We start from the raw sequence: 24,555 nt of genomic DNA, 5'->3' as shown, positions 1-24,555 counted from the left end.
TGTTAAAAAAACGCCCTCTTCGTTGTCAGACGGAGAGGGCGTTGTATTATGCGGGGCATGATGATCTCGGCATTCAGAACGCTTCCGGCTTCAATGGCTTTTTTCCTCTGTATCGCTGCGCCGGCATTGGCCGAAGGCGATGCGGTGCACGGGGAAAAAGTTTTCAGCCGCTGTTCCACCTGCCACAGTATCGATGCGCCGCGCACCCGCATGGGACCGCATCTGATGGGCGTGGTGGGCAGGCCGATAGCCTCCGTAGCTGATTACGGCCATTATTCGCAGGCGCTGAAGGATGCCGGTGCCGCGGGTCGGGTGTGGACGGAGGAGGAGCTGCAAAGTTTTATCTCGAGCCCAAAAAAGGCGATCCCTGGAACCTCGATGCGCTTTTTCGGGCTGTGGAGCGAAACGGATATTGCCGATCTGATCGCCTATCTGAAAACGCATCCGATGCCGCAATAACCCTTAAAGCGGTGCTTCCGAAACGATCTCTTCTGCCTCTTCCACCGTCATCGCCATCACCTTCGCGCCGATTTCGAAGCCGAAGCCGTTGCGGGCGAAGGCAGAAAATTCCTTCGACTTGCGTTTTTCATCAAGCTCGACACGGCGAAAGGGGCCGAAGGCGCGCTTGCGCGCAAAGATGACGGCCGCCACCAGATCGTTGGTTTCCTGCAGTGCGACTGCGGCCGTTTCCCGATCAATGCCCTTGATCTGAAGTTTTTGCGCAAGCCCGCGCTTCGACTTGCCGCTGCGCTGGCCACTTCGCACGGCAATTTCTGCATAAGCCGTATCGTCGAGCGCCTTGATGCCATAGGCGAAGGTCACGGCGAATTCGCCAAGCGCCTTTATCTGAGCGGGGCTGATATCCTCGAATTTTTCCCGTGCCTTGCGGGTGATCGCATCGCGCAGCTGCTTTTCCGTCATCATGCGCTGTTCCAGCCGGTAGAGAGCGGAATTGCGCGCCCATGACAGCATGCGGCTGGTGGGTTCGATAGCCTGCGTTTCGCCATCCAGTGCCATGTCGTCGGTCAGGAAGGGGCTGGAATCATCGGTCATCCCGCTTTTATAGCGCAGTGAAGCCGTCTTGCCAGTTCCCGTCTGCTACATGCCCTCCGGTTTTTCCAGCGTATCAGGGCGTCTGCGCGCCGGTTGCGGCGACGTAGACCGAATAGAGCGATTTCGTTGCGGTGATGAACAGGCGGTTTTTCTTCGGGCCGCCGAAGGTGAGGTTTGCGACCGTCTGCGGCACCTTGATCTTGCCAAGCAGCGTACCGTCAGGCGAAAAGCAGTGCACGCCATCGCCGGCACTGGTCCAGAGATTGCCCGCTGTATCCAGACGGAATCCATCAGGCAAGCCATTGTCGAGATTGCAGAATTCCCGGCCGTTTGTGAGCTTCACGCCGTCCACGACATCGAAAACGCGGATATGGCGTGGGCGGGATACATCATGGCTGTAGGAACTGTCTGCGACATAGAGCTTGGTTTCATCAGGCGAGAAAGCCAGACCGTTTGGCTGCACGAAGTCATCGATGGCGATCTTGATTTCACCGGTTGCGGGATCGAGCCGGTAAACATTGCGCGTCTTCTGTTCGGGTTCCGCCTTGTAGCCCTCATAATCGGAAAGAATGCCGTAAGTGGGGTCGGTAAACCAGACGCTGCCATCGGATTTCACCACCACGTCATTAGGCGAGTTCAGCCGCTTGCCGCCGTAGCTGTCGGCAAGAACGGTGATCGAGCCGTCGACTTCGGTGCGGGTGACGCGACGGCCGCCATGTTCGCATGAAACCAGCCGTCCCTGCCGGTCGCGCGTATTGCCATTGGTGAAGTTGGAGGGGTGGCGGAATACCGAAATCCCGCCATTCGGCACCCATCGCAACATGCGCTCATTGGGAATGTCGCTGAACAGCAGGCAGCTCAGATCAGAAAACCACACCGGGCCTTCCGCCCAGCGGCAGCCGGAATAAAGCTCTTCCAGTTCCGCATTGCCGACAATCAGAAGGCGGAAGCGTTCATCGTGGATTTCGTAAGGGGAGGCGTTGTCTGTGGTCATGAGCGTGGTCCGCTTGAGGGCTTTTCGTTCGGGGTTCAGCGTGTGGCCTTGGGGCCGCTAGCCAGAAGAATGACGGAAATGATGATGAGGCCGGTGAGGATGAGGCGGATGCCCGCGCCGAAACCATAGGTGTTCAGCATCGAGACCACCAGGAACATGAACAGCGAAGCGCCCCAGATACCGGGTACGTTGGAATCGCCGCCCGCAACCGCCGTGCCGCCGATCACCACCACCGCGATGGACATCAGCAGATATTCCGATCCCATGTTGAGTGCTGCGCCGCCGGAGAAGCTGGCGAGCAGATAACCCGCGATCGCCGCCAGTACCGCGCAGAGCACATAGGTGACGAAGCGTGCTCCATCCACCGGAATGCCGGTCATGCGGGCGGCGAAAGTGCTCTGGCCGATGGCGGAAATCCAGCGTCCGTAAAAGGTGCGGTCGAGCAGCAGCCAGGCGATGACCGAGAGGACAAGGGCGACGAGGGCAACATTCGGAATGCCGAGAGAGCTCGACGTGGCAAAGGTGGCGAGTGTTTCCGGCGGCTTGATCCGCAGGCCGCGGTTGGACCAGATGGCGATAGACTGCACGATGAAGCTCATCGAAAGCGTCGCGATGATCGGTGGGATGCGCAGAAGCTTGATCAACGTATAGTTGCCGATGCCGATGGCGATGCCGATCAGGATGGCGATCAGCAATCCCGGCAGGATGAGACCATCGGACACATCCATGAATTTGAGCGCCAGCGTGCCTGATAGCGTCATCGTGGCGGGAACGCAGAGGTCGATATTACCCGGCCCGAGCGTGATGACGAACATCTGGCCGATACCGACGATCACGGAAAAGGCCGCGAAGGTCAGGGCTGCGTGCGACAGGCCGAAGGAGCTGGCGCCGCCGGTGAACATGACGGTAACGATCCAGACCGCGGCCGTTGCGGCGAACGACCAGATCCATGGTTTTTTCGAGAGAGACGAAAGCCCGTTCATTGGTTTTTCTCCCGCTTTTCGAGACGGTTGAGCAGGATGCGGAGCGCCAGCACGATGATGAGGATCGCCCCTTGTGCGCCTATCTGCCAGTCCGGCGAAATGCGCATGAAGGACAGGAACGAGCCGGCAAGGGTGAGCGTCAGCGCGCCGATGACAGCACCGATGGGCGAGACCCGACCGCCGACGAATTCGCCGCCGCCCAGAATAACGCCGGCAATCGACAGCAGCGTGTAGCGAAGCGCGATATTGGCATCTGCCGATGTCGTTAGCCCGACGAGCGCTATGCCCGACAACACCGCGAAGAAACCGGCCAGCGCGAAGGTGGCAGCACGTATGCCGATGACCGACCAGCCGGAGCGCTCGACGGAGCGGAAGTTACCGCCGACGCCGCGCATCAGCACGCCGAAGGAGGAGCGCATGACGATGTAGTGGGCAACGACCGCAATCACGATGCTGGCAACGATGGCAATTGGCACGAGCGGCGGTTTTGCCGTCATCAGCGCCCGGATGAAGGCTGGCGCCTGGCCGCCGGGTGAGGGGAGGATGAGGACGGCAAGGCCGCCCCAGACAAAGCTCATGCCAAGCGTGACGACGATTGAGGGCAGGGCGCGGATGTGGATGATGGCGCCCAGCATCGCATAAACCGCAATCGCACCGGCGAAGATCGCGATACCGAGCAGTGGCGTCGTTTGCAGGAAGGTGGCGGTGACGCAGGCGCAGAAACTGACGAAGGTACCCATCGACAGATCGAGATCGTTGACGGACATGATCAGCATCTGCGCAATGGTGGCAAGTGCAATCGGCACCGCCAGATTGAACAGCAAGTTGAGTCCGTTATAGCTCATGGCGCGTGGCTGCATGTAAAAGACGGCGGCGAGCAGGAAGGCGAGCGAGGCGGCGGGAATGATGAGACGAAGGGCACTGGCGGAGAGTTTCATGCGTGGTCCTCTCCGGAAAAGGAAGCGGCCAGCACATTCTGTTCGGTGATGTCCTCTCCCACCAGTTCCGCCTGAATGGCGCCGTCGCGGAAAACATAGACCCGGTCGCAAAGGCGGATTTCATCCATCTCGGTGGAGTACCAGATGAAGGTGCGGCCGTGGGAGGCTTCGGTTCTCAAGATATCGTAGACCTCCTGTTTGGTGCCGATATCGACGCCGCGCATCGGGTCGTCCATCAGCACGGTGCTGGCCGTGGTGGCGAGCGCACGGGCGAAAAGCACCTTCTGCTGGTTGCCGCCGGAGAGCGAAAGGATTTTGTTGCCCATGTCGGGCGTGCGAATTTCGATGCGCTTTTTCCACTGCGCGCCAAGCTCGGTTTCCTTGCCCCTGTCCACCATTCCGGCGGATGAAATATCCCGCAGCGAGGCGATGGAAAGGTTTTTGAGGATGCTCCACAACGGGAAGGTGCCGTTCAGACTGCGATCACCCGCCACGAAGGCGATGTCGGTCTTGCGCGCGGGCAGCCAGCTGCTGTTGCGGGCAAGGTAGAGATCGAGTAGCGCTTCGGTCTGCCCGTGGCCGCCGAGACCGGCAAGGCCGATGATCTCACCGCGGAAAGCCTCGAAGGCGAGGCCTTCGCCCCGGCGCGCCGGCATCGAAAGCACCTTCTCTCCCGCCTTGCGGTTTTCGCCCTTTTGCCTGTCCTGTTCCTTGACGACGCTGCCCATGGCTTCCACCAGCGTGCGCGTCGTGAACTCGCCCGCTGCCCGATCAGCGACCACTCGGCCGTCCTTCATCACCACGATGCGGGTTGCTGTCGACAGAATCTCGCCGAGAATATGCGAGATCAGCAGCACGGAGCCGCCGGTGCGCACGAAACTGCGAACATAATCCATCAATTGTTCCGCAAGACCGGCATCGAGCGAGGAAGTCGGTTCATCGAGGATCACCAGTCTCGGCGCATCCGGGGTTCGACAGAAATTGATGGCGATTTCGACCATCTGCCGCTCGGCGATGGAGAGTTCCGCGATCGTCAATTCGCAATCGATACCGTGGCCGGGAAAAATTTCGTCCAGCGTATGCCGGATCATGGTGAGGGCACGTCCGCGCCAGTTCCGCCCGTTCATCGCGGCATGCATGATGCGGACGTTTTCGCTAATCGTCAGGTTCGGGCAGAGCGACAATTCCTGAAACACGCAGCGAACGCCGCTGGCCCGTGCTGCCGCGATTCCTTGACGGCCTTGTTCGCCGCGATAGGAAATGGACCCCTCATGCGGCGTCAGCCCGCCATTGATGACGTTGACGATGGTGGATTTTCCCGCACCGTTATGGCCGACGAGCCCCAGGCATTCGCCCGAACGGATGACGAGATCGGCCCCATCAAGCGCCTTTACCGCGCCGAACACGACCTTCACGCCGCGCGCGGCAACGACTTCTTCCGCCTCGATGATGTCATTCATGAGCATTCACGCCAGTGATCTGAAACTTGGATAATATAGGTGGCAGTTGCGGCGCCCGTTCAGGGAGCGCCGCAATCGCTTGTGTCCAGGAAATTGTCCTGCCTATTTGGCGGAGGCGATGGCCTTCTGGGCGTCTTCCTGTGAATATTCCACATTCGCGACGCCGCCCTTCTGGGTGTTCTTGAGGTTTTCCTCAAGATTGCCCTGATCGATGCGCAGGAAAGGTACGGTCAAATCCTTTTTGACATCCTTGCCGTCGAGGATTTGCTGCGCCACCCAGAAAGCGAGCGTGGAAACGCCGGGGGCGATGGAGACCGACATGGTCTCGTAGCCGCTGGCATCCTTCTGCTGCTTCCACCATTGCAACTCGTCTTCGCGGTTGCCCATGACGATGGTGGGTGTCGGACGTTTGGCGGCGGCAAAAGCCTGTGCTGCACCGTAACCGTCTCCGCCCTGCGTCACGACTGCCGCAACTTCGGGAAGGCTCGGCAGAATGCCGGCGACAGCGCGCTGTGCGACGTCCTGCGCCCAGTCGCCATTGACCGAACCGACAATCTTGAACTGCGGGTTCTTGGCGACGGCGTCGACGATGCCGGCATGGATTTCATCGTCCACCGAAACGCCCGCGAGGCCGCGGATTTCGAGCAGGTTGCCACCCTTCGGCATCGCCTTGGCGAGATAGTCGATCTGGCTTGCGCCCATCGCCTTGAAATCCACGGCGATACGCCAGGCGCAAGGTTCGGTGACGATGCCATCGAACGAGACGACGGTAATGCCGGCGTCGCAGGCTTCCTTCACGGCACCGTTGAGGGCGGTGGGCGAGGCGGCGTTGATGACGATGGCGTCGTAACCCTGAAGAATGAGGTTCTGGATCTGCGCCGCCTGTTCGGTCGCCTGATTTTCGGCTGTCGTGAAGGCGTCAGCGGCAGCGACCTGCTTGTCTGCAACTGCCTGCTTGGTGATTTTGTCCCAGCTCGTCAGCATTGCCTGACGCCAGGAATTGCCCGCGTAATTGTTCGAAAGCGCGATTTTTTTAGCCGAGGTATCGGCGTGAGCGGTGATCGGCAAAGCTGCGCATGCGACAGCGGCCGATGCCAGAAGCATCTTTCTGAAAGCCATTGATTTTCCTCCCTGGTGGCTTGCCCTTTTTGAGCTCGGAACCCGCTTTCCCGCAAATCTCCTCGGCGGCAGGCGGAATTCCTTTGCACTGGAGCTCCTTTCCCCAGTAAAAGCGAGAATGACCAAGAAGGTTTGGCTTGTACAGGCGGATAACGGCAATCTTCCTGCGGGTTTCCGCAGAAAGGATGCGGGAACCCGCAGGACGAAACGCCACCGCCGGGCGCAGAATAGCCGATACGGGGCAGGTCGCGCCGCCACAAGTTGACAAGGCAGGCGCTTGGGAGGGTGTCCGCACATGCTGGATACGCCGAAAAGCGCTCTTTTCCATCACTACATGGGCATTTCGCGGCTGCTCGCCGGGCAGCTCGAATTCAACGCGATCATTCAGGCGGTCGCCACCGAAATCACCCATATCATTCCTCACGTCCACATGGATGTCTGCATCAAGCAGCTGGATGACAAATTTCACATCGCCTATGAAAGCGGTCTGGCAAGCGCCTGGAGCCGCCAGCCGCCCGCCCTTCTGTCCGGCAGTCCCATCCGTTCCGTGCTCTCGGGCGAGGTGGAATATCTTTTGAGCGGCGATGCCTGCGCCGATCCGCGCTTCCATTTCGAAGGCGCATTTTCCAGCCCGATCATCGAGCTTGATCTGCATAGCCGCCTGCACGTGCCGATGAAGGTGCATGGCGACATTATCGGCGCGCTCAGTTGCTCCTCGCACCAGTCGGATGCCTATACGATGGAGGATGTCGCCAATGCCCGCGCGGTTGCGGATTTGCTGGCGCCCTATTTTTACGCCATCCGCGCCGCCGAACAGGCCAAACGGTCTGCGATCGAGGAGGCGCGCGCCAATGCCCGCGAGGAGGGGTTGCGGCTGGGTGCCCTGCAATTGACCGAAGCGCTGGAGGCCGAGCGACAGCGGATCGGCATGGATTTGCACGACCAGACGCTGGCGGACCTGACGCGGCTTGCACGGCGCATCGAGCGGATGAGCCACGCACCGGACGTGTCGGGCGAGATGCTGGAACCGGTGGTGCGCAGCCTGCAGCACTGCATGCAGGATCTGCGCGAGATCATTGAGGAGGCGAAACCCTCCATCCTGCAATTGTTCGGCGTCGTGCAGGCCATCGAGACCTATGTGGATCGCTCCGTGCGCGACAGCGGCTCTTCTATCGACTGGTCGGTTACGGACGAGACGGACGGTCTTGTTGAGACACTCGACAAGACCGTTGCCATCTCGCTGTTCCGCATCGTGCAGGAGGCGGTCAACAACGCCATCCGTCACGCGCAGCCGGAAACGATTGCGGTGACACTGTCGTTAACGGATGGCGGGTTGCGGGTGACCGTGAGCGATGACGGTAGCGGCCGTGGCGAGGGGGCTGTCTCTGGTGGACTAGGCATCGGCAACATGAAGACGCGGGCACGGCTGATTTCAGCCAGATTCGATATTGGTGGCAATGGCAAAGACGCTGGAACCCGCATTACCGTGACGTTGCCGGAAGGCGCTTTCGACCGGCGGGAGGAAATATGACATGGATGTGCTGATCGTTGAGGACGATGCGCTACACCGCGCCTATCTGAACGAGGCGGTGAGAGCCGCCCTGCCGGAATGCGACAAGGTGCTGGAGGCGGCAAACGGCAGAACCGGCGAAAAGCTGGCGCGGGAAAACCGCGCCGCCCATATCGTCATGGATTTGCAGATGAACGAACGCAACGGCATCGAGGCGGCGCGCACCATCTGGAAGGAGCGGCCGGACACCCGCATCCTGTTCTGGTCCAACTATTCCGACGAGGCCTATGTGCGCGGTGTTTCCCGCATCGTGCCCGAAGGTGCTGCCTATGGCTACGTGCTGAAATCAGCATCTGACGACCGGTTGCGGCTGGCGTTGCGCAGCATCTTCATCGAGGCGCAATGCGTGATCGACAGGGAAGTGCGCGGCCTACAGGAAAAAAGCCTTGGCAAGGCGCATGGCTTCACCGATTCCGAATATGAAATCCTTGTTGATGTTGCGCTGGGCCTGACGGACAAGGCGATTGCGCGCCGCCGTAACCTTTCGTTGCGCAGCGTGCAGAACCGGCTGCAAAGCCTCTACGAAAAGCTGAACGTCCATCAGGCGGCCGGTGATGACGAGGCGGAAGGCCGTTATAATCTTCGAACCCGCGCCGTCACCGTCGCTTTCCTGCGCAAGCTGTTGAATTACAGCGCGCTCGAAAGGGCCGAGCGGGAATTGGGCGAATGGGCGACTGGCCGCTGATTATCACGGCAGGAAGGCAAGCAGACGTCTTTCATCGGCCCTGAGGCCCGAGACCGGCTTTGCGCCCACCTTCAGAATACGGCCAAGCTTCTTCTGCGCCTTCTCCTCCGTCGCTATATCGAGAACGGTAGGATGTACGTAGCTCTTGCGGCAAATGGCGGGTGTGTTGGACAGTTCCGTCGCCGCTGCCTGACACATACCCTTGATGCTGGGTTTTTCACCCGCAGCCACATGTTCCATCGCATGACAGAAGGCCGCAAGCGTTCCGCCCCAGGTACGGAAAGTCTTGGCAGAAATGCCTTGTCCGCCGACGCGGGAAAGATAGGCGTTGAGATCGCTTGAATCGACGGAGTGAACCCGGTTTTCACTGTCCTGCCAGACAAACAGCTCCTTGCCGGGCAGATCGGCGATTTCCTCGAGGATTTTTTGAAGGCGCGGGTGGCGCAATTGCCGTTTCACCTTCTGCCCGCCCTTGGCTGCAAAGCGCAATTCGATTGTCTCGCCGAAGGACACGTGGCGCTTGAGCAATGTGGTTGCGCCATAGGTACCGTTGGTTTCAAGATAAGAACGGTTGCCGACGCGCAGATAGGCGGCATCGAGAAGCAGCGTCAGGGCCGCCAGTGTCATGTCCTGACCGTGATCCTGTTTTGCAATGTCAGCCATGGCGCGTCGCCGGATGGCAGGCAGCGCCTTGCCGAAGCTTTTCAGCTGAAAGAACTTCGTCTCACCGCGCAATGCGTGCCAGTCGGGATGGTAACGATATTGCTTTCGCCCGCGCGCATCAAAGCCCGTTGCCTGCAAATGCCCGGATGGGTCGATGCATATCCAGACATCTTTGTAGGCAGGCGGGACGCCGAGCGATTTGATGCGCTTCAACTCCACGTTATCGGACAGAAGTTCGCCGCCCGGCAACCGGTAACAGAAACCGCGCCCGCGCCTTTCTCGGGCTATGCCCGGCTCCTGATCGTTGACATAGGCAAGTCCGATTTTGGCAAGAAGGCGGGTGGGCGGTTGTGGCATCGTTTTTTCCGGCAGGTTTAAGGTTGCAGGAAACGAGAAACAGGCCGCCTTCGTTCCGGCGGCCTGCTGTTCCGGTCATGACTTTCTCAGCCGGCCTTGGCGATCCGCAAAATTTGCGAGTTGCCGCCGCCGCGCTCTTCGGTCACGGCATAGACGGCGCCATCCGGACCCACTTTCACATCACGAATGCGCGCTTCCAGCGGCAATCGGCTTTCCGTCGCAACCTTGTCGCCGTCAATGTGCAGGATGACGAGGCCCTGGCTCACCAGACCGCCTACGATGAAGGCTCCCTTCCACTCGGAAATCTGGTCGGCGTCGTAAAAGGCCATGCCGGACGGGCCGATGACGGGGTCCCAATAATAAACCGGCTGTTCCATGCCTTCCTTGGCGGTGGCACCTTCGCCAACGGACCGACCGCTATATTCGACACCGTAGGTGATGACCGGCCAGCCATAATTGAGGCCCGCCTTCGGCAGGTTCATCTCGTCGCCGCCTTTCGGGCCATGTTCCACTGTCCAGAGCCTGCCCTGTCCATCCAGTGCTGCCGACTGGAGGTTACGGTGGCCATAGCTCCATATCTCGGGGAGGGCGTTCTGCTGGCCGGCGAAGGGGTTGCCCTCGAAGGCCTTGCCTTCGGCATCAATGCGGAAGACCTTGCCAAGCCCGCTCGACAGGTCCTGCGCCTGCACACGCGGCGTTGCGTCTGAACGTTCACCGACGGTGACGTAGAGCTCGTTGTTCTGGCCGAAGACCAGGCGGGAGCCGAAATGCTTATCGCCATCATAGGTCGGCATCTGGCGGAAGATCACCGAGACGTCTTCCAGTTTTGCTGCTCCACCCTCTTCGGTCAACTTGGCCGATGCGACGGAGGTGCCGTTGCCGCCATCCCGTGGCTCGGAAAAAGAGAAGAAGATTTTACGGGAGGTTTCGAAATCGGGAGCCAGCGCGATGTCGAGCAGACCGCCCTGTCCGTCGGACGCTACCTCCGGCACGCCTTCGATCGCTGGGCCAGCTTTGCCGTCTGCGACGATGTGCATTGCGCCTTCCTTGGCCGCCACGATCATGCGGCCATCGGGCAGGAATTCCATCGACCAGATATGCGGTAGGCCCTCGGCAATGACGGTTTTTTCGACATCCGGCTGAGTGGCGGCTTGCGGCGCACGGGTCTGACCCTCGAAAGCCGGTTTCTGATCCGGCGCATTGGGCCGTTTCGTCTCGACTGCCGGGGCGGTCTGTGCGTGGGCGGCGCCGGCAAGTGGTACGGCCAGCAGCGCGAATAGCATCGTCGAACTCAGAAATCGGTTGTTGCGGAACATGGGTCTCCCTTCCTTTGTCTGCATCAGGCAGAGAACCATTTGGGGAGGAATTCGTTTCTTGCGATAGTTTCAAGAAAACTTGATGAGGCCGTGTACGGGCTGCATCCTCTTTTTTCATCCATGTAAACTTACAGGGAACCGCAAGCCCACGCCTACGTTTTCCTCCTGGTTACACGGAGGGCGCCGCCATGCAGATCATCGACAATAAGAACATAGACGGGAACAGAGCCAAGCCAATTCTCAATGTTGCGGAGTTTTGCCGCCGTTACCGGCTGGACAAGGCCGAGGAGACACGGTTGAGAAGGCTGTTCGGAGAATTCGCATCCCGGCACGAGCTTTTGATGAACGCTCAGCGCAAGCCGAACTTCCGCTGATCATTCCTCCGGATCGAGAGATTTACCGAAAATCATGAAGACATCATATCGGGTGTTCTTTCCCACTATCTGGTGCGAAGGCTTTCGAATGCCGGGCATCTGTTCGGCGCGCAGAGGCCATTTTAGAACTACCCGCTTCGTCGCATGTTCAAGCGCAGCCTCCATCAGCTCTACCTGATCGGGATCGGATCCCACCAGTTCCCGCAGCACCCGCATTTCCTTTTTCACCAGCGCCGTGTTGTGGCGCGGCGGATGCATTGGGTCCACGATCACCACCTCCGGTGAAAGTTCTTTCAGCAGAAGCCGGGAATCGCCCTGCAGCAGCGTCATGCGGGAGGCAGCCTCGGCATAGGCTCCACCCGCCTCCAATGCGCGGCGAATGCCGTCAGCAAGGTGGGCGTGCATACCGGGTGAACGCTCTATCAGTGTGACGTCCGCGCCGAGAGATGCGAGCAGAAAGGCATCGCGCCCGAGCCCTGCCGTTGCATCGACGATTTTTGGCGTGCGGCCTTTGGTGAAGCCCGCGGCTTTCGGCAGAGCCTGTCCGCGCCCCTCGCCGGAACGGAAACGGTGACCGACAGCACCGCCAACAAAATCCACCACGAAGCTTTCGTCTTGTTCTTTCATCGCAGGCCTCAGAAGGGGCAGGGCACGGTATAGGTGACGTCGCGGCCATCCGGGTGACGAAAGCCCACCGCCTCGGCATGCAGCATAAGACGCGGCGCGGCGGCGAGCGCTTCACCTTCTGCATAAAATTCATCGCCAAGGATAGGGTGGCCGAGAGCCTTCATATGCACCCGCAATTGATGGGTGCGGCCGGTGAGAGGGGCAAGTGCGAGCCTCGTGGCGGGAAGCGGCAATCTTTCCAGCACGCGCCAAAGGCTTTGCGCCGGCTTGCCATGGTCGTGGTCCACCCGGTGGCGGGGCTTGTTGTCGGGGTCGATCGCAAGTGGCAGGTCCACCTTGCCCTCTTCACCCTCGACTTCACCCCAGACGACGGCGACATAGGATTTGCGCGTCTGGCGGTTCTCGAACTGGGCGGCGACGGCCGCGTGCGCCTTGCGGTTCAGGGACATCAACACGATGCCTGATGTATCCTTGTCCAGCCGGTTGATCATCAGTGCTTTTGGAAACTGTTTCTGCACGCGCGTCAAAAGACTGTCGGAGAGCGCGGGATCGCGTCCCGGCACCGAAAGAAGTCCGCTCGGCTTGTCCAGCACCAGTAGATCGTCATCCCGGTGCACGATGGTGAGCCACGGTTCAAGCGGCGGATTATAGACGGGGTTGGACAGCACAAGTGACATTGCGCTTCCTTAGCACAAATCGGGCATGGGGCCAGATGCCTGCTCCGCAATATGATCAGTCGGGAATATGAAGATTGACGCGGCCACTGGTCAGATCGCTGATGAGCCGTGTCAGACGCTCGGCTTCCTCTACGGGAACCGAAAGCTGCATATCCGCGCCGGTGCCGGTGAAGTCCTCCTTTTCCACTCGCAGGTTTTGCGTGGCGGCGAGGCGCGATTTTACCAGGGCCAGATCAGAGAACGGGCAGCTCAAGGTCGCGCTGACATAGGCGATGACCGGTGACGTCTCTCCAAGCCTAAGGCAGGCCGCCGCCGTGCCGCCATAGGCGCGCATGAGGCCGCCGCTGCCGAGCAGAATGCCGCCGAACCAGCGGATGACGAGGACCGCGACATTGTCCAGCGCCTGGCCATCGATAGCCTGAAGGATTGGCTTTCCCGCCGTGCCGGAAGGCTCGCCGTCGTCACTGAAACGATAGGTCTGGCCGGTTCGCCATGCCCAGCAATTGTGGTTTGCGTCGAAGTCAGAATGCGCCGCAAGGAAGCTTTTCGCATCCTCCTCGCCAGTGACAGGTGCTGCAAAGGCAATGAAGCGGCTTTTCTTGATATCCTGCGAAAAGGTGACGGGTCGGTCGAGCGTGAACATGTGCGCTTCAATATCGCATATATTCGCGCGCGGAAATCGGTATAAGGCCACAATGGTGAAGATGCGATGGAGCGGGTTTTGAAGAAGGCAAGGCAGGTCGCGATTGTCGGCGGCGGGCCAGCGGGCCTGATGGCGGCCGAAGTGCTGTCTGCGGCTGGCCATGCCGTAACGGTGTTCGAGGCCATGCCAACCGTCGCGCGCAAATTGCTGATGGCCGGAAAATCCGGTCTCAACATCACCCATGCCGAAGACTACGACATTTTCCTCCACCGTTTTGGCGACACGGAGCAAAAGCTGCGCGTCGCCCTCGATGATTTCACGCCCGGCGCGCTGCGTCACTGGGCGCAAGGTCTGGGGCAGGAGACCTTCGTCGGCACGTCGGGCAGGGTGTTTCCGACCGTCATGAAGGCCTCGCCGCTGTTGCGGGCATGGCTTGCCCGGCTGGAGGCGCACGGCGTTGTCATCAAGACGCGGCATCGCTGGATGGGTTTTTCCGCAGACGGGCTGGTTTTCGCGACACCGGAGGGCGATGTCTTCATGAAGGCCGATGCCGTTCTTCTGGCGCTCGGCGGCGCAAGCTGGCCGCGTCTGGGTTCGGATGCCGCATGGGTGCCGGCACTCGCGGCTGAAGGCGTGGAGCTTAACCCTTTCCGCCCCGCCAATTGTGGCTTTGATGTCGATTGGAGCGATGTCTTCCGGCAGCGTTTTGCCGGTGAGGCGTTGAAATCCGTCACCACCATTTCCCCGGCCGGAGCGTTTCAGGGTGAGTTCGTGGTGACGCAGCACGGCATTGAGGGCAGCGTCATCTATGCCCATTCCGCCGCACTTCGCGACCAGCTGGAACACACAGGAAAGGCGACACTCGCTGTCGATCTGGCGCCGGGACGTACCGTGGAGCGCCTTGGCCGGGATCTGGCAAAGCTTGGCCGCAAGGAGAGTTTTGCAAACCGGTTGCGGAAGGCCGTGGGCCTCTCCGCCGTCAAGGTCGGACTTCTGCGGGAAATCTTTCACGATATCTCGGCGATGCCGGATGATCTGGTCGCCGCAAGAATCAAACATGCGGAGATACCGCTTGCACGGACGAGACCGATTGCCGAGGCGATTTCATCGGCTGGGGGCGTTGACTGGCAAGGTATCGATGAGAACTACATGCTGAAAAAACTCCCCGGCATTTTTGCTGCCGGGGAAATGCTGGACTGGGAGGCGCCGACCGGCGGTTATCTGCTGACCGCCTGTTTTGCCACTGGCAAGGCCGCCGCCAGGGGCATGACCAAATGGCTCGACGGCTTGGCCTAACCGGCCTCGGCCAGTTTTTTTTCCGCGCTTGGCGTGGTCCTGACGAGGCAGCGCATGATGGCATCCGTGGTGACGGAGCCGAGTGACTTGCCGTTTTCGCCAATGATGACGGCACTGCCGACATCCTCCCTGACGAGCGCGCGCAAGCCTTCCTCGACGGTCATGTCCGCATCGAGCTGAAGACGCGACTGGCCGGAAAACTCCGGCTGGACGATGGCGCCGAGACGAATGACCCGGCCACGGTTGACCTCTTCCACGAAGGCTTCGATATAGCTGTCTGCCGGACTCATGACAATTTCGGCGGCCGTACCCTGCTGGATGATCTCGCCGTCGCGCAGAATGGCGATCTTGTCTCCCAGCCGAAGGGCCTCATCCAGATCGTGGGTGATGAAGACGACGGTCTTCTTCAGCTCTTTCTGCAATTCCAGCAGCACTGTCTGCATGTCGACGCGGATGAGTGGATCAAGTGCCGAATAGGCCTCGTCCATCAGCAGGATTTCGGCGTTGTTGGTCAGCGCCCGGGCGAGACCCACGCGCTGCTGCATGCCGCCTGAAAGCTGGTTCGGATAATGGCTCGAAAATCCTTCCAGCCCCACCCGCTTGATCCAGACGTCGGCTTTTTCTTCCCGCTCGCCCTTGTCGACGCCCTGCACCTCAAGGCCATAGACGACGTTTTGCAGCACGTTGCGGTGCGGCAGCAGGCCGAATTTCTGGAATACCATCGCCGTCTTGTGGCGGCGGAATTCCAGAAGTTCCGCTTCGTTGAGGCGACAGACATCCGTTCCGCCATAAAGGATTTCTCCCGCTGTGGGGTCGATCAGGCGGTTGACGTGGCGGATCAGCGTCGATTTTCCCGAGCCGGAAAGGCCCATGATCACGGTGATCTGCCCGCCCGGCATGGTGATGTTGATGTCGCTGAGGCCGAGCACGTGGCCGTGCTTGGCGTTCAGTTCCGCCTTGGACATGCCGCCCTTCACGGCGTCGATGTAATTCTCCGCCTTGGAGCCGAAAATCTTGTAAAGGCTGCGGATTTCGATCGATTGACTAGCCATGCGCCACTTCCCGGTGTTTTTGCAGGCGAAGGCCGTAGGCCTGGCTGATGCGGTCGAAGATGATGGCGATGCCGACGATTGCCAGGCCGTTGAACACACCGAGCGTGAAATACTGGTTGGCGATGGCTTTCAGAACCGGCTGGCCAAGGCCCTGAACACCGATCATGGACGCGATGACGACCATGGCGAGCGCCATCATGATTGTCTGGTTGATGCCTGCCATGATGGTGGGGAGTGCAAGCGGCAGCTGCACCTTGAAAAGCTTCTGGCGCTTCGAGGAACCGTAAGCGTCTGCCGCTTCCAGCACGTCCCGGTCAACCATGCGGATGCCGAGATTGGTAAGCCGGATCATCGGAGGAATGGCGTAGATCACCACGGCGATGACGCCCGGGACCCGGCCGATGCCGAGCAGCATGACGACGGGAATGAGATAGACGAAACTCGGCATAGTCTGCATGACGTCGAGAACGGGGTTCACGATACTCTGCAGGCGGTTGGACCGCGCCATGGCGATGCCAATCGGCAAACCGATCACGATCGAGAGCACGGCGCAGACGAAGATCATCGAGATCGTCTTCATCGTGTCTTCCCACATGCCGAACCAGCCGATGGCAAAGAGAATACCGCAACATAGTCCAACAATGGTGGCGCTGCGGCTGGCAAACCAGGCGAGTACGCCGACAATAAGAATAACGACCGGCCAGGGGGTGCCGATCAAAAGCCTTTCCGCCCAGATGAGGAAGCTCTGGAGCGGTGTGAACAGCCCCTCTATCGTGCCGCCATAGGCTCTGGTGAAACCCCGAAACCCCTCGTCGATCACTTTCTTCAACGCACGCAGTGCGTCATCATTCATGGTCGGAAATTTGAAAAGCCAATCCATATCCTGTTCTCCACGACGAACCGGGGCCGGCGGGCAATATCCGCCGCGCTCCGGAACTTAAAAACGGCCGGGCGCCGCCATTGGCGGGCCAAGCTGTCGACCACATATGTCGTGCCGCCCTTTTAGAGGGCAGCCTTGACCTTTTGCGCGACGTCGGGGGAAACCCAGCCCGTCCACAGAGCCTCGTTTTCCTTCAGGAAGTGTTTCGCACCATCTTCGCCGGTTGCCTGATTGTCGGTCATCCAGGCGATCAGCTTGTTAACGGTGTCGTTGGTCCAGGCGCGTTTGTTCAGATAGTCCATGGCCGGGCCGGCGCGGTCGGCAAAGGTCTTGCTGACCAGCGTCTGCACGTCGTCAACCTGCCATGCATTGGGCTTCGGGTCCGCGCAATCGGCAACCGAGGTGCAGCGCTTCCATTCGGCAGAGTCATATTCCGTGCCGAAGCCGAGCTTCACCATCTCATATTTGCCGAGCAGCGAGGTCGGAGCCCAGTAATAGCCTACCCACGGCTGTTTCGCTTCGTAAGCCTTGGCGACCGAGCCGTCGAGACCTGCGGCGGAACCGGTATCCACCAGGGTGAAGCCAGCCTTTTCACCACCAAAAGCCTTGAAGAGCTGGGCGGTGACGACGGTGCCGCCCCAGCCCTGCGGGCCGTTGAAGACGGCGCCCTTTGCCTTGTCTTCAGGCGAGGGGAAGAGCTCGGGATGCTTGAAGAGATCAGGAATGGTCTTGAGATCGGGGTTGGCATCGGCGACATATTTCGGGATCCACCATCCCTGCACAGCGCCGTCCGACAGGATCTTGGCGGCGGCCACGACCTTGCCGCCCTCAAGTCCCTGTTTGACGATTTCCGGCTGCAGGCTGACCCAGGCCTCCGGCGCGATATCAGGCTGGCCCTTTTCGGCCATGGAGGTCAATGTCGGTACGGTGTCGCCTGTGACGATTTCAGCGCTGCAACCGTAACCCTTTTCCAGAATGATCTTGTCGAGATTGGCGGCGACTTCAGCGGATTGCCAGTTCATGCTGGCGATCGTGACGTTTCCACAGTCCGCAGCAAAGGCTGCACCGCCTGTAAGGGCGAAGCCGGCGGAAAGAATTGTGGCACCCAAAAGTATTTTCATTTTTGTTCCCTCTGGTCGCGGTGTGCGAAGACCCGGGCGCTGACGGCACCGCGACCGCCAGCACCCGCATTGAGCGTTAATAATTACTTTGTTGCCGTTCCGTTTGCGGCAGTTTTTGGCGTATTGAGGATGGCAATCGTCAATCAATCATCACGCTTGTGGGGTGCTTCTGCGAAATTTGCGGCGTGCGAATTCCCCAGTCTTGCCGGTCGCGCTTCTGAAAAGCCGTGAACAACAAGCAGAAGTTTCTGTTTTCTTGGACATTTATTCCGTTCTGTACTACGGAAAATTTCGTCTCTTTTTTGTGGTGATATTGAATGACCAATCTTCGTGCTGCCCCGGTATGGCCGATCGGCGGCGGTGAAACGGGTGAGCTTGTGCGTGGCTTCGACTGGTCGAAGACATCGCTCGGTCCGATTAGCGACTGGCCGCAGAATTTGAGGCAGAAGGCCAATTCCGTCGTCAACTCTCCCATTCCGCAGGTGCTGATGTGGGGTGCGGATCATGTGATGATCTACAATGACGGCTATGCGGAAATTGCCGGCAATTATCACCCGCGGGCGCTGGGCGGAACGGTGCCAGGCATCTGGCCCGAGATATGGGACTGGAACAGCCGCATCCTGGAGGCTGGCTTTCGTGGCGAGGTCATGGCTTATCGCGACCAGCCGATGACGCTGATGCGGCACGGTCAGCCGGAAGAGGTGATCTTCGATCTGTTCTATACGCCGATCTACAATGATGGCGGCGCGGTGGACGGCGTCCTGTGCACGGTGCTTGAAAACACCGAAAAGGTGAAGGCCGTGGAGGCGCTGGAGCAGAGCCGCAAGGAGCTGAGCCGGCTTACCAATGCCCTGCCAATCCTGGTGGGATATGTCGATCGCGACTATGTCTATAAATTCGCCAATGACGGTTATCTGGAGTGGTTCGGGCGCAGCGCCGAGGAGGTGATCGGCCGCAGCGTTCCTGAAATTGTTGGAGACGCGTTCTTCAGTTCGCGCAGGGCCTATCTCGATCGTGCGCTCGGCGGCGAAAAGATCGTTTCGGATACGGTGATCAGCAGACCGGATGGCAGCAAGCGAGCCGCCGAAATCCGTTATGTTCCCCGCTATATCGCAGATGGTTCGGTTGACGGCATTTATGTGCTGATCATCGATATCGAGGACCGGAAACGTTCCGAGCACGAAATCGTGCTTAGCAATAACCGTTTCCGCGCCGCTGTTGATGCGGTCCACGGCGTGCTTTGGACCAATACCGCCGACGGCATGATGCTGGGTGAGCAGCCTGCGTGGGGTGCACTTACCGGGCAGAGCTTCGACGAGTATCAGGGGTTCGGCTGGGTCGAAGCGGTTCATCCCGAAGACAGGGACCATTCGCTGGAAAGCTGGACAAAAGCCGTTTCCGCGCGGGCGACCTATATTTGGGAGCATCGCGTTCGCCGCCATGACGGCGTCTACCGCACATTTGCGATCCGTGGCGTTCCGATTTTCGACAATTCCGGTGATATTGCGGAATGGGTGGGTGTCCACACGGATATCACCGAACAGCGGCTGGCCGAGAACACGCTTAAAGAACATGCCAGCAATCTGGAACGCGAGATTCGCCACCGCATAAGAGCGGAAGAGCAGCTTCGCCAATTGAATGAAGGGCTGGAAGCGCGGGTCGAGACGGAAATCGCCGAGCGCCGCCAGACCGAAAGAGCGTTGCAGCAGGCGCAGAAAATGGAATCCATCGGCCAGTTGACCGGTGGCGTCGCGCATGATTTCAACAATCTTCTTCAGGTAATCGCGGGCAATCTGCAATTGCTGTCAAAGGACGTGATTGGCAACGAGCGTGCCGAACGGCGGCTGGAAAATGCGCTGGCCGGCGTTCATCGCGGTGCCAAGCTTGCAAGCCAGCTTCTGGCCTTTGGCCGCCGTCAGGCGCTGGAACCGCGCGTTATCAACATCTCCCGCTTCGTTACCGGCATGGACGATCTCCTGCGCCGTTCGCTTGGTGAGGCGATCGAGGTTGAGGTCATCACCTCCGGCGGCCTGTGGAATACCTATGCCGACCCCAACCAGGTGGAAAACGCTCTCCTTAATCTGGCGATCAATGCGCGTGATGCCATGGAAGGGCACGGCAAGCTGACAATCGAGGTCGGCAATGCGGTTCTCGATCGCGATTACGCGCGCAAGCATTCGGAAGTCTCGCCGGGGCAATATGTCATGCTGGCTGTTACCGATACCGGATCGGGCATGTCGCCGGACATTCTGGAAAAGGTGTTCGAGCCGTTCTTTTCGACGAAACCGGAAGGCAAGGGCACCGGTCTCGGCCTTTCGATGGTCTACGGTTTTGCAAAACAGTCCAGTGGCCATGTCAACATCTATAGCGAGGTGGGGCAGGGCACGACGGTGAAGATGTATCTACCGCGTTCCGCCGCCGACGAGGACAGGGAAGTGGTGATACCGACTGGCCCCGTCGAGGGTGGCACGGAAACGATCCTTGTGGTGGAGGATGACGAGGAGGTGCGCAGCACCGTCGTCGAGACACTGAGCGATCTCGGTTACCGCGTGCTCACTGCCCGCGATGCGCAGGCTGGTTTGACGGTGGTCGAAAGCGGCATTCCGATTGACGTCATCTTCACCGATGTGGTGATGCCGGGACCTTTGAAAAGCCGGGAAATGGCGCGCCGGGCGCAGGAAAGGTTGCCTAATCTCGCCGTTCTCTTCACATCCGGTTATACGGAAAACTCCATCGTGCATGGCGGCAAGCTGGATTCCGGGGTGGAACTGCTCTCCAAGCCTTACACGCGCGAAGCGCTGGCGCGGCGCATCCGCCATGTCATCGCCAATCGCAAGCAGGTTTCTCTCGCCAAGACGAGGCCGGTATCATCACCGCGTCATTCCAAAACCCCCGAACCCGCGCAGGTCGTCGGAGACGAGACCAGATCGGTTTGCGTGCTTCTTGTTGAGGATGACGAGTTGATCCGGATGAATTCGACCGAGATGCTGGCCGATAACGGCTTTGCCGTCGTCGAGGCCGGAAATGCTGTGCAGGCGCTAAAGGCGATCGAGACGGAAGAGATCGATGTTCTCGTTACCGACATAGGCCTGCCGGACATGAAGGGCGGCGAGCTGGCGGTTGAGGCATTGCGCCGGAAACCAGGACTAGCCATTGTGTTTGCCACGGGAGACAACCAACTGCCGAACGGGGCGCCGGAAACGGCAGTGCTTTTGACCAAGCCCTATGACGAACAGCAGATCGTCTCAGCTGTCGAACTGGCCCATACGGCAAACACGATGGCGGGCGAATAAACCGCCCGCCATCGTGTCTCAATAACCGCGCGTCATATCGACCGTTTCCGGTAGCGTGCCTGTTTCACGCCATGTCTTGACATTGCCTGCCACTATTTTCGCGGAACTTTCCCGGCTTGTCGGCGCGGAAATATGTGGCAGGACGGTCACTTTCGGGTGCTGCCAGAATGCGGAGGCGGGAGGTAGCGGCTCCTGTTCGAAGACATCGAGAACCGCATGCGAAAGCTGGCCGGAATCAAGCGCCGCGATCAGGTCATCGGCGACGACGACGGCTCCGCGGGCGAAATTGATGAGTGCGGCTCCCTTTTTCATGGCGCCGAGACGGTCGGCATTCAGAAGGCCGCGCGTCGCATCGGTCAGCGGCACCAGACAGACGAGAATGTCGCTTTTTTCCAGCAAGTCCTCCAGCCCGTCATCGCCCGTCAGCGTTGCCACTCCCTCGATTGCCTTGGCCGAGCGGCTCCAGCCGGAAACGTTGAAGCCTGCATGAAGTAGGCGTTGCGCCGCAGCCGTTCCAAGCGCGCCGAGGCCGAGGAGGCCGATGGTCATCTCGCCCGGATGCCGATAATCGAGTTCCTGCCAGAGGGCTTTTTTCTGGTTTTCGCGATAGGCCGGCATGTCGCGTTGCAGGTAATAGGTCCATGCCAGCACGGCTTCCGCCATCACGCGTGAAAGCTCCGGGTCTTTCAGCCTGACGATCGGCGGCGCCTTGTCTCCCAGTTCCAGCACGAGCCGTTCGACACCTGCCCACAGGCTGTGAATCCACGAAAGACCCGGCAAGGCGGCAATGTCGACTGGATCGGGATTGGCGACGATGGCGAAGTCCACCGCGCGTTTCTGCTCCCCGCTCAATTCGGAAAAGGAGAGGATTTCCTCTTCCGGCATGGCGTCGCGAAGCGCTTGCTTCCATATGGCCTCCGCTTGCGCATTCATCCGCGAAACAAGGGCGATGGGTGATGGCATGAAACTGGTCCTGCTTGCTGGCGATTGGTTGGTCGCCATCAATGCGTAATTTTGCGGGCAACGCCATAGGCTGGATGGCAAAATTTGAGCTGCAAAAAAAGCGGCCCGGTTTGCACCGGGCCGCTACACCATTCAGGCGTTTTCCTTCACCGGCGGTTTGGCGTCGCCGTAATAGGCCGCGAATGTCTCGTGATAATGCTCAGAACCACCGGGGCCTGCATAACGCTGCAATTCCGTCATATCGGTCTTGTTGAGCACGATACCCAACGTCTTGTTGGCAATCTGTGGTTCGTTGGCCATCAGGTTCTGCACCATCTGGATCGGCGTCTTGCCCCATTCCGTCACGAAGACGAAACCATCGACCTGCGGTGCGAAGGCTTTTGCGTCGATGACGGGAACGACGGGTGCAAGGTCGACAATGATGTAGTCGCAGGCCTCACGCGCCGATTCGATGAATTTGCGCATGCCGGAGGAGGCAAGAAGCTCGCTTGAATGGGCAAACTGGTTGCTTGTGGAAACCGGAAGGATGCCCATTTTCGTGCGGGTATCGACCTTCACTGCCTGCGTCCACGGTATCTCGTCAAGCACGACCTCCACCAGACCGGCGGATTGCCGCGTTGTCAGCATGCGGCTGAGGCCGGGGTTGCGGATGTCGGCATCCACCACAAGCGTGCGCTTGCCGGTGGAGGCGATCAGACCGGCGAGATTGAGCGCCACGACCGATTTACCCTCGTTCGGCAGGCACGAGATGACGCCGATTACCCGGCACTGGCGTTCCTGGATAACGACATCAGCCGTCAGCTTCACGTTGCGCAGCGTCTCGGCAAAGCTTGAGCGCGGGCTGTCGACGGCAAGGCGCAGCATTTTCTGGAACGAGACCTGACCGTTTTCGTCGATGGTCGTGCTTTCGCTGCCGGGGGTGGCGGCAGGGGTGCCTGACTTTGCGGTTTCTGCACCCCGTTCCCCGATAAAGGGCAGGTAGCCCAGAAAACGCATGCGCAGATTGTCGCGCACATCGTTGCCGGTGTGGAAAAAGCGATCCCGGAACTCAAGAAGCGCTGCGATGCCGCCGCCCAGCATAAGGCCGAGAATGACGGAAAGCGCCATGGTCATGGTCTTTTTCGGGCTGGACGGAGCTGTCGGCAGACCCGCTTCGGAGATGATGCGGGCCTTGGCGATCGGCAGCGACTGCTTCTGGGATGCTTCTTCGAAGCGGCCGAGGTAGGACTGGTAGAGTGTGCGCAGAGCGGTTGCCCGCTGCTCCAGCTCACGCAATTGCACCATGGTGATATTGGCCTGCGAATTGCGGCCCGCCACGCGGTCGATATTGTCGCGAAGCGATTGCACACGGGAATTGGAGACGTCGTATTCGTTCTTCAGGCTGCCCGTAACCTGCTGCAGTTCCTGGAAGATCTGCCTTGCAATCTCTTTCTTCTCACTCTCCAGCGCTACCGCCTGAGGGTGGTCGGCGCCGAATTGCTGGACGACGCCCTGCAATCGGTCAGAGATCGTGATGTAGCGTTTGCGAAGGTCCTGAATGACCGAGTTGTCGGCATCCCGTGCGGAAACGACTGCATTGTCAACGGCTGCATCCGGTCCCCGGTCGATGATGGATTTGTATTGGCCATAACGTGCAGCAGCCGTCGCGACATCCGCCTGCGCGGCAATCAGCTGGCCGTTGAGATCGGCCAACTGGCCTTCCGACATCAGCTCGCCACGCGAAGAAACGATATTATTGTCCGTCTTGAATTTTTCGACGGCAAGCTGGGCGGCCTGCGCACGCTGGTTCAGGTCGCTCATGCGCTCCTGAAGCCACACGGAAGCGCGCTCGCTGGCGTCGAAATTGGCGTTCAGCTGTTCGGTCAGATAGGCCTGCGCATAGGTCTTGGCGATGAGCGCGGCAAGCTGCCGATCTGTCGAACGGGTGGAAATGGCGATGACCGAACTGCGGCCGACACGCTCCACGATCAGCGATTGTTGCAGCACGGCGGCTGCCTTTTCGCGGCGTCCGGCGCGGATTGCCGCTTCGGAGGCCGGCGGATCTCCGGGCAGGATTAGATCGACGATACCGCGCACGGAGGATTTCACGAGATCGACCGGCGACAGCGACGGATTGACGATGGTGTCGTTCTCGTCGAGCTTGGCCTTGTCGACCACGGTCAGCGCCATTTCCTTGGATTTCAGAATTTCCACGGCACTGGCGATACGGTTGTCGACGATCTGGGCGGCAGGTACCGGCGATTCCTCTTCCGCGTAACGGGAAAGGCTTTCATCCAGAAGCACCTGAGTCATCGCGGTGTAAACGGGGGTTGCAAGCACCAGATAAAGGCCGGCCAGAACCACAGCGGCGATGACCGAGGCGGCAATGACATTGGCGCGGCGCACCACGGCTGCCCAGAGGCGATCGAGGTCAATAAATGTGTCGGCATCCTTGCCGGGATCCGGAAAACCGATGCTGGATTTAAAGGTCTTGTGGTGCATGGACCTACCT

General features: G+C 59.7%; 22 protein-coding genes. 6 read left to right on the top strand and 16 right to left on the bottom strand.

Annotated features, from left to right (window positions below; genetic code table 11):
* Positions 1-48 precede the first annotated feature (48 nt).
* Positions 49-459 (top strand): cytochrome c family protein, encoded by a 411-nt coding sequence (locus F617_RS0120805; RefSeq protein WP_013762038.1) that lies wholly within the window; start codon positions 49-51, stop codon positions 457-459.
* 3 nt (positions 460-462) lie between these two features.
* Here F617_RS0120805 and recX read toward each other — a convergent pair whose 3' ends face one another.
* From recX to F617_RS0120775, 6 genes are all read right to left on the bottom strand, one after another.
* On the bottom strand, positions 463-1,053 hold the full coding sequence (recX, locus tag F617_RS0120800; RefSeq protein WP_004431673.1) for a recombination regulator RecX: 591 nt from the start codon (positions 1,051-1,053) through the stop codon (positions 463-465).
* Positions 1,054-1,126: 73 nt separating this feature from the next.
* Positions 1,127-2,047 carry an SMP-30/gluconolactonase/LRE family protein gene (locus F617_RS0120795; protein WP_004431678.1) on the bottom strand — a complete coding sequence of 307 codons (921 nt, stop codon included), beginning with the start codon at positions 2,045-2,047 and terminating at the stop codon, positions 1,127-1,129.
* 35 nt (positions 2,048-2,082) lie between these two features.
* Positions 2,083-3,030: an ABC transporter permease gene (locus tag F617_RS0120790; RefSeq protein ID WP_004431681.1), complete on the bottom strand. Its 948-nt coding sequence runs from the start codon at positions 3,028-3,030 to the stop codon at positions 2,083-2,085.
* Positions 3,027-3,968 (bottom strand): ABC transporter permease, encoded by a 942-nt coding sequence (locus F617_RS0120785; protein WP_004431684.1) that lies wholly within the window; start codon positions 3,966-3,968, stop codon positions 3,027-3,029. The genes F617_RS0120790 and F617_RS0120785 overlap by 4 nt, the downstream gene beginning before the upstream one ends.
* Positions 3,965-5,428 carry an ATP-binding cassette domain-containing protein gene (locus F617_RS0120780; protein WP_026330982.1) on the bottom strand — a complete coding sequence of 488 codons (1,464 nt, stop codon included), beginning with the start codon at positions 5,426-5,428 and terminating at the stop codon, positions 3,965-3,967. Before F617_RS0120780 ends, F617_RS0120785 begins: the two co-directional genes overlap by 4 nt.
* A gap of 102 nt (positions 5,429-5,530) precedes the next feature.
* On the bottom strand, positions 5,531-6,547 hold the full coding sequence (locus tag F617_RS0120775) for an ABC transporter substrate-binding protein (protein WP_004431691.1): 1,017 nt from the start codon (positions 6,545-6,547) through the stop codon (positions 5,531-5,533).
* 295 nt (positions 6,548-6,842) lie between these two features.
* Between F617_RS0120775 and F617_RS0120770 the strand changes: the two genes are divergently transcribed.
* On the top strand, positions 6,843-8,078 hold the full coding sequence (locus tag F617_RS0120770; RefSeq protein WP_019566558.1) for a sensor histidine kinase: 1,236 nt from the start codon (positions 6,843-6,845) through the stop codon (positions 8,076-8,078).
* A gap of 1 nt (position 8,079) precedes the next feature.
* Positions 8,080-8,802 carry a response regulator transcription factor gene (locus F617_RS0120765; protein WP_004431697.1) on the top strand — a complete coding sequence of 241 codons (723 nt, stop codon included), beginning with the start codon at positions 8,080-8,082 and terminating at the stop codon, positions 8,800-8,802.
* Between the two features lie 3 nt (positions 8,803-8,805).
* On the opposite strand, the gene F617_RS0120760 is transcribed toward F617_RS0120765, so the two are convergent.
* Both F617_RS0120760 and F617_RS0120755 read right to left on the bottom strand, forming a co-directional pair.
* Entirely contained in the window at positions 8,806-9,822 is a 1,017-nt protein-coding gene (locus tag F617_RS0120760) for a DNA topoisomerase IB (RefSeq protein WP_019566557.1), read from the bottom strand.
* Between the two features lie 86 nt (positions 9,823-9,908).
* Positions 9,909-11,138 (bottom strand): PQQ-dependent sugar dehydrogenase, encoded by a 1,230-nt coding sequence (locus tag F617_RS0120755; RefSeq protein WP_019566556.1) that lies wholly within the window; start codon positions 11,136-11,138, stop codon positions 9,909-9,911.
* Between the two features lie 188 nt (positions 11,139-11,326).
* Here F617_RS0120755 and F617_RS0120750 point away from each other — a divergent pair, with 188 nt between their 5' ends.
* The gene (locus F617_RS0120750) at positions 11,327-11,512 is read left to right on the top strand and encodes a hypothetical protein (protein ID WP_004431706.1); all 186 of its coding nucleotides are present in this window, start codon (positions 11,327-11,329) and stop codon (positions 11,510-11,512) included.
* Here the strand turns inward: F617_RS0120750 and F617_RS0120745 are convergent, their stop codons facing one another.
* From F617_RS0120745 to F617_RS0120735, 3 genes are read right to left on the bottom strand one after another with little or no spacing between them, the layout of a single operon-like run.
* Positions 11,513-12,139: a class I SAM-dependent methyltransferase gene (locus F617_RS0120745; protein ID WP_019566555.1), complete on the bottom strand. Its 627-nt coding sequence runs from the start codon at positions 12,137-12,139 to the stop codon at positions 11,513-11,515. It abuts the gene before it with no gap.
* 8 nt (positions 12,140-12,147) lie between these two features.
* Entirely contained in the window at positions 12,148-12,816 is a 669-nt protein-coding gene (locus F617_RS0120740) for a pseudouridine synthase (protein ID WP_019566554.1), read from the bottom strand.
* A gap of 55 nt (positions 12,817-12,871) precedes the next feature.
* The gene (locus tag F617_RS0120735; protein ID WP_019566553.1) at positions 12,872-13,459 is read right to left on the bottom strand and encodes a YigZ family protein; all 588 of its coding nucleotides are present in this window, start codon (positions 13,457-13,459) and stop codon (positions 12,872-12,874) included.
* Positions 13,460-13,525: 66 nt separating this feature from the next.
* Here F617_RS0120735 and F617_RS0120730 point away from each other — a divergent pair, with 66 nt between their 5' ends.
* Complete coding sequence (locus F617_RS0120730; protein ID WP_019566552.1) at positions 13,526-14,755, top strand: TIGR03862 family flavoprotein; 1,230 nt, start codon at positions 13,526-13,528, stop codon at positions 14,753-14,755.
* Here F617_RS0120730 and F617_RS0120725 read toward each other — a convergent pair.
* From F617_RS0120725 to F617_RS0120715, 3 genes are all read right to left on the bottom strand, one after another.
* On the bottom strand, positions 14,752-15,807 hold the full coding sequence (locus tag F617_RS0120725) for a glycine betaine/L-proline ABC transporter ATP-binding protein (RefSeq protein WP_019566551.1): 1,056 nt from the start codon (positions 15,805-15,807) through the stop codon (positions 14,752-14,754). The two genes, F617_RS0120730 and F617_RS0120725, sit on opposite strands and share 4 nt — an antisense overlap.
* The gene (locus tag F617_RS0120720; protein ID WP_004431720.1) at positions 15,800-16,687 is read right to left on the bottom strand and encodes a proline/glycine betaine ABC transporter permease; all 888 of its coding nucleotides are present in this window, start codon (positions 16,685-16,687) and stop codon (positions 15,800-15,802) included. Before F617_RS0120720 ends, F617_RS0120725 begins: the two co-directional genes overlap by 8 nt.
* Before the next feature lie 122 nt (positions 16,688-16,809).
* Entirely contained in the window at positions 16,810-17,808 is a 999-nt protein-coding gene (locus F617_RS0120715) for an ABC transporter substrate-binding protein (RefSeq protein ID WP_004431723.1), read from the bottom strand.
* Between the two features lie 317 nt (positions 17,809-18,125).
* On the opposite strand from F617_RS0120715, the gene F617_RS0120710 reads away from it, so the two are divergent.
* The gene (locus F617_RS0120710; protein WP_013762051.1) at positions 18,126-21,101 is read left to right on the top strand and encodes a PAS domain-containing protein; all 2,976 of its coding nucleotides are present in this window, start codon (positions 18,126-18,128) and stop codon (positions 21,099-21,101) included.
* Positions 21,102-21,119: 18 nt separating this feature from the next.
* Here the strand turns inward: F617_RS0120710 and F617_RS0120705 are convergent, their stop codons facing one another.
* Together F617_RS0120705 and F617_RS0120700 are read right to left on the bottom strand one after the other, a co-directional pair.
* Positions 21,120-22,064: a glyoxylate/hydroxypyruvate reductase A gene (locus tag F617_RS0120705; RefSeq protein ID WP_026330981.1), complete on the bottom strand. Its 945-nt coding sequence runs from the start codon at positions 22,062-22,064 to the stop codon at positions 21,120-21,122.
* A 132-nt stretch (positions 22,065-22,196) separates the two neighbouring features.
* Complete coding sequence (locus F617_RS0120700; protein ID WP_004431729.1) at positions 22,197-24,545, bottom strand: polysaccharide biosynthesis tyrosine autokinase; 2,349 nt, start codon at positions 24,543-24,545, stop codon at positions 22,197-22,199.
* Positions 24,546-24,555: the final 10 nt, after the last annotated feature.

It is taken from the genome of Agrobacterium sp. 10MFCol1.1, from assembly GCF_000381165.1.
GTDB classification, from domain to species: Bacteria; Pseudomonadota; Alphaproteobacteria; order Rhizobiales; family Rhizobiaceae; genus Agrobacterium; species Agrobacterium tumefaciens.
This window is presented reverse-complemented; position numbering and strand designations above follow the sequence as displayed.